The following is a 3,194-nucleotide window of genomic DNA, read 5'->3' as shown; positions in this document are numbered from 1 at the left end:
TCACCCTCTCGGGCTTTCCTCCGGGCGCTTCCCTTCGGTCTTGCGTTTCCGACTCTATCAGACTCTTTCGTGTCCGATTCCCTGTCGGCGGGATTCGCTTTCCGGCCCTTTCGGCCCTTCCGGCGGTTTCAACTCTACCAGATCCTTTTCCCGGTCCGTTTCCTGTCGGAAGCGATTCGGAATTTGAATCCGTGGCCGTTGAGAGCCATTTGCCTTTGGTTGCCTTTCGGCCCCCTTTCGGCGTGATCCCGACTTTATCAGAGACTCTGAGTCAGATTTACCGACGCCATTGATTCTGATGAATCAGGGGGCGCTTCGTGTGGAATGAATTTCCAGGAAGCGAAGTAGATGCTAACCGTCGCGGTCGAACCTGTCCAGTTCGAGGCAACTGCTCAAATCTACCTCCCCGCTCGAGCCGAGTCAACGGCTTTTGTGGGGAGGACAGGACAGTAGCAGCTCAGGAGTGGTGCACGCACATCAAGCGGCCGTCGGTGCACCGGCGCTGCGCTCCGCGGCCTCCAGGTCTCCGGTTTCCCCGCTTCGCGCGGCTCGGCCGCCCACCACGTACACGTAGACGAGGAATGCCAGCTCCGCGATGACGCCGATGCCGATCCTCGCCCAGGTGGGGAGACCGGAGGGCGTGACGAAGCCTTCGATGGCTCCGGAGATGAAGAGGACCAGGGCCAGGCCGATGGCCATGCCCAGTGCTGCGCGGCCTTCTGCTGCCAAGGCGTCGCGTCGCGTGCGTGGGCCTGGGTCGATGAGTGTCCAGCCGAGTCGGAGTCCTGTGCCGGCCGCGACGAAGACCGCGGTCAGTTCGAGCAGGCCGTGCGGAAGGATCAGGCCCAGGAAGGTGTCCAGGCGGCCTGCCGAGGACATCAGGCCGATGCCCACTCCCACGTTGAGCATGTTCTGGAAGAGGATCCAGATGACCGGCAAGCCCAGGAAGGCTCCGAGTACCAGGCACATGGCGGCGGCTTGGGCGTTGTTCGTCCAGACCTGTGCCGCGAATGACGCCGCCGGGTGGCTCGAGTAGTAGGTCTCGTACTGCCCGCCGGGGCGGGTCAGCTCGCGCAGTTCCTTGGGGGCTGCGATCGCGGACTGTACTTCGGGGTGGGTTCCGATCCACCAGCCGATGAGTACCGCGACCGCTGTGGAGAGCAGAGCCGTGGGCACCCACCAATGACGGGTTCGGTACAGCGCGGCGGGGAAACCGGTGGTGAGGAAGCGGCCGGCGTCTCTCCAACCGGCTCGGCGGGTGCCGGTGACGGCACTACGCGCGCGTGCGACGAGTTGAGTGAGGCGGCCTGTGAGCTGTGGGTCCGGGGCGCTCGACTGGATCAGGGAGAGGTGCGTGGCAGTGCGTTGGTAGAGCACGACGAGTTCGTCCGCCTCGTCTCCTGTGAGACGGCGCCGACGGCGCAGGAGCGCGTCCAGGCGGTCCCACTCGGACCGGTGGGCGGACACGAACACGTCGAGGTCCATCAGGTAGCTACTCCTCGTACTACGGCGCGCTGCGCGGACAGCTTGGCAGACTGGCTGTTCCAGGGGCAGGGCAGGAAGGGCGGGCACGCGTGAGTGAGCTTGTGACGGGTGAGGCGGTGGCGCTGGAGCTGCGCGCGGCGAAGTTGCCGAGCCGGGCCTTGGCTGTCGTCATCGATCTTGCCGTGGCCTTCGCGGTGTACATCGTTGTGTCCATCGGCTTGTTGGCCGCCACTGCTTCTCTTGATGACGCGGCTGTGGCGGCTGTTTCCGTGGGCACGTTCATCTTGGTGCTCGTTGGCGGGCCGATCGCTGTCGAGACGCTGAGTCACGGTCGGTCGCTGGGGAAGCTGGCCTGTGGGTTGCGGGTGGTGCGGGACGACGGAGGGCCGATCCGGTTCCGGCACGCCTTGGTTCGTGGGGCGATGGGCGTCATCGAGATCCTGGCGACGTTCGGGGTCGTGGCCTGCATCGCGTCGCTCGTGTCCGCTCGGGGGCGGCGCCTTGGGGACGTGTTCGCCGGGACGCTCGTCGTACGGGAGCGTGTTCCCGCGGGGCGCATGTCCTACGTTCCGCCTCCGCCGCCGTGGCTTGTCGGACGGTTCGCGGAGCTCGATCTGTCTGGCGTGCCGGACGGGCTGTGGCTGGCGATCCGGCAGTACCTGACGCGGATGGGGCAGCTCGATCCGCAGATGGGGTCGGCCATGGCCGAGCGGCTGGCCGGCGACCTCGAGGAGCGCACCGGTTCCCCGCTGCCGTATGGGGTGCCGGCTGCCGCGTATCTCGCCGCCGTCGTGAACGAGCGGCAGGCGCGGGATGCCCGGCGGGCCTTCGGTGGCGAGGGTGCCGTGGCTGCGGGGCCATCGCCCACGACGGCAATGGCAGCACGTATTGAAGCGGACCCCGGGCCTCCGCGGGATGTGGCGGCGCCGCGTTCTGGCGACGGGACCAAGCCGGAGGCTCCGCCCGCGACCGGGTTCGTGCCGCCTGCCTGATCGGTGGCTTGCCCATCTCGTACGAACGGGCTCGTCGCGCTGCTCAGTCGAGTTGGGACGGCGGGGATTCCAGGTGTTCCAGCTCGATGCCCGGGGCCGCGAGTACGACGTCCCCAGCGATGTGGACGGTGCTCTGCTCGCCCGTGTCCAGGGCTGTGACCTGGTACTCGTCCACGATCAGAGGGCCGCTGTCAGTGGCGTGTGGTTCTCTCTTCAGCAGGGCCCAGGACTGGTCGAGAGTGCGTGGGGCGAGGACCGGCTGGGTGAGGGAGACGAGGCGCAGACGGGTCGCGGGGGCGCCGGGGGTGAGGCGCAGCAGGCGTGCTGTGGCGATGAGGAACGCGGGGGAGGTTCCGGTGAAGGCGTGAGCGGCGACGTTGCCTTCGGTGGCGTGGGCTCCGGTGGGGTCCGTGCGTACCCAGGTGACGCCGTCGAGGGCGGCGCCGCGTACCTGCCAGCTCGCGGCGTGGAGTTCGGCTCGGATGGGGCGGCCGAGTTCGTCCAGGACCAGGTCGACGGAGCCGGCGTGATCGCCGGCGGGGGTGGTGATCTGAGAGACGTAGCGCCAGCCGGAGGGGCCGGGGGCGCAGTGGAAGTGCTCGATGCCGAGGGGGGTGTGATCGTGGGTGTCGTGGAGCGAGTAGCGGCCGCGAGGCATGAGGGGCGGGTCCTTCGTGAGGGCCTTGGCGGGCCCGGCCGGCTGGTCGGGTGGGGCGG

At 68.0% G+C, this 3,194-nt stretch carries 3 protein-coding genes; 1 reads left to right on the top strand and 2 read right to left on the bottom strand.

Annotated features, from left to right (window positions below; genetic code table 11):
- Nucleotides 1–477: 477 nt before the first annotated feature.
- Nucleotides 478–1,485, bottom strand: coding sequence for a stage II sporulation protein M (locus tag GUY60_RS36235; protein WP_161705724.1), 1,008 nt, complete (start codon nucleotides 1,483–1,485; stop codon nucleotides 478–480).
- A gap of 89 nt (nucleotides 1,486–1,574) precedes the next feature.
- Here GUY60_RS36235 and GUY60_RS36230 point away from each other — a divergent pair, with 89 nt between their 5' ends.
- Nucleotides 1,575–2,477 (top strand): RDD family protein, encoded by a 903-nt coding sequence (locus tag GUY60_RS36230; protein WP_161705722.1) that lies wholly within the window; start codon nucleotides 1,575–1,577, stop codon nucleotides 2,475–2,477.
- A 43-nt stretch (nucleotides 2,478–2,520) separates the two neighbouring features.
- Here the strand turns inward: GUY60_RS36230 and GUY60_RS36225 are convergent, their stop codons facing one another.
- Nucleotides 2,521–3,135, bottom strand: a complete 615-nt coding sequence (locus GUY60_RS36225; RefSeq protein ID WP_161705720.1) for a hypothetical protein — start codon at nucleotides 3,133–3,135, stop codon at nucleotides 2,521–2,523.
- Nucleotides 3,136–3,194 lie beyond the last annotated feature (59 nt).

It is taken from the genome of Streptomyces boluensis (genome assembly GCF_009908195.1).
Classification (GTDB): Bacteria; Actinomycetota; Actinomycetes; order Streptomycetales; family Streptomycetaceae; genus Streptomyces; species Streptomyces boluensis.
Note: the sequence above shows the minus strand (reverse complement) of the source record. Positions and strands in the feature narration are given on the sequence as shown.